Origin of the sequence: uncultured Dietzia sp., assembly GCF_937873725.1 — a bacterium.
In the GTDB taxonomy this organism is placed as follows: Bacteria; Actinomycetota; Actinomycetes; order Mycobacteriales; family Mycobacteriaceae; genus Dietzia.
This window is the reverse complement of record NZ_CALMYY010000094.1, coordinates 1-1,972: the sequence shown is the minus strand read 5'-3', so window position 1 is coordinate 1,972 and position 1,972 is coordinate 1. Positions and strand designations below refer to the sequence as shown.

Here is a 1,972-nt window from a genome sequence, read left to right as displayed (position 1 = left end):
GGGGGGCCGGCCCCCGGGGCCCGCACCCTCGCCCCCGGGGGGGTGCGCCGGGCGCGGGGGGCGGGGGACGGCGCCGGGCTGGGGGGGGGGGACTGCTGCGGCGGCTGAGCCCGCGGGCTCGGACCAGCCGGCTCGGACCCGCCGGCTCAGACCCGCGCCGCGTCGAGGATCGGGCCGAGCGCGAACAGCATGACCATCGACCACGCCACGTGCGTGATGATCGGCCCCAGCACCCCGCCGGTGCAGCGGCGCTGGACCGCGGTGACCAGCCCGAGGATGACCGCGGCCAGCACCAGCAGCGGGATGCCGGCGGTGGCGGTGACCGCCGCGTAGACCACCGTGGTGACCAGGACCGGGCGGATCCGGGAGGTGGCCGAGTACACCGCGCCGCGGTGGAAGCACTCCTCCGCCACGCCGTTGACCGCGGTGAGCAGGGCCACCAGCGCCAGGTTGCCCACGGTGGCATGGTCGAGCAGGGCGTCGACGGGGTCGCGCAGCGGCTCGATCCGCGCCACGACCAGCGCGCCCAGGCAGAACAGCGCGGCCAGGGCGGAGGCGGCGAGGATCGAGGACGCCACGGGCCGGCCGGACCGGTACGGTTCGCGCCCCACCCGGATCGGGCCGGAGGCGAACGCCCCGGTCAGCCACACCGCGGCCAGCAGGGCGGTCGCGGGGTAGAACATCGAGTCCCCGGCGGGGATGCGCAACGCCCACGCGTTGACGGCCGCGCCCAGCACCAGGGTGACCACGACCACGGCAAGGCGGCGGCGCGTCGGCGGCACCGGCGCGGTCTCCATCTGGCCGGTCCGGAAGGCCTGCCGGTAGCGGCCGGTGAGCGTGTCCGGGGCGGCGGTCCCGGGCCCGGACCCGGGCCCGGTGCTCATCGCGCCGGGCGGGCGCGCCAGACCGTGGGCGGGCGCACCCCGGCCCAGTCCGCGTCGGACGGCAGGAGCCGGGCGGGGTCGCCGAGGGGGTCGGCGCCGGCCCACTGCGCCGGGCGCGCGGGCCCGTGCGGCACCCGCAGGGCCTCGCGGAGGGCCTGACGGTAGGGGGTGCGGCCGCCGGGCGGGGGTCCCAGGCCCTCGTCGGCGTCGTCGACATGCACGATCGCCTCGCAGCGCAGCGATTCCACCAGCGGCCGGGCCAGGCCGGGCTCGAGCGGGGTGACCAGTCCCATCCACAGCGAGGACAGCTTGGGCGTGAGGACGGGGACGGGGACCATGAGCCGGCGGTGAAGGCCGGCCTCCTCCGCGTAGATCTGCATCATCTGCCCGTACGTCAGCACGTCCGGCCCGCCCACGTCGATGGTCCGGCCGTCCGCGAGGTCGCCCTCGAGCGGGCAGGTGGTGGCCGCGGCCAGGTAGTGGACCACGTCCCGGACGGCGATCGGCTGGATCCGGTTGCTGACCCACTTGGGGGTGACCATCCCGGGCAGTCGGGTGGTGAGGTGCCGGATCATCTCGAACGAGGCGGACCCGGAGCCGATCACCACCCCGGCCTGGATCACCAGCGCGGGCACGGTCGAGGCCAGCATGATCCGCCCCACCTCCACGCGCGAGCGCAGGTGCGGGGACAGGTCGGACTCGTCCGCAGGGTGCAGCCCGGACAGGTGGACGATCCGCCCCACCCCGGCGGCCTCGACGGCGCGGACGAACGCCTCGGTGGTCTCGCGCTCCTCGGTCTCGAAGTCCGCGGAGTGGCCCATCGAGTGGACCAGGTGGCAGGCCACGTCCACGCCGCGGAGGGCGTCGAGCATGGCCTGCTCGTCCCCGAGGCCCCCCTCGTGGACGGTGACGCGGTCGCGCCACGGGACGTGGTCGAGCCGGGCCGGGGTGCGGGCCAGCACGGACACCCGCGCCCCGTCCTCGAGCAGTCGCGGGACCAGGCGGGAGCCGATGTAGCCGGTGGCGCCGATCACCAGGACGCGGGGCCCGGGTGCGGGGTCGGGCGGGGAGCCGGGATCGCCGGCGGG

2 protein-coding genes are annotated in these 1,972 nt (G+C 77.0%); both read right to left on the bottom strand.

Annotated features, from left to right (window positions below):
* Positions 1–146 precede the first annotated feature (146 nt).
* Positions 147–884, bottom strand: a complete 738-nt coding sequence (locus Q0444_RS09735; protein WP_291079783.1) for a CPBP family intramembrane glutamic endopeptidase — start codon at positions 882–884, stop codon at positions 147–149.
* Complete coding sequence (locus tag Q0444_RS09730; protein WP_299023097.1) at positions 881–1,918, bottom strand: NAD(P)H-binding protein; 1,038 nt, start codon at positions 1,916–1,918, stop codon at positions 881–883. The genes Q0444_RS09735 and Q0444_RS09730 overlap by 4 nt, the downstream gene beginning before the upstream one ends.
* Positions 1,919–1,972 lie beyond the last annotated feature (54 nt).

What these genes read in the sequence shown, in the direction of transcription:
- Q0444_RS09735 (WP_291079783.1), bottom strand. Translation starts at nt 884, where the DNA reads ATGAGCACCGGGCCCGGGTCCGGGCCCGGGACCGCCGCCCCGGACACG.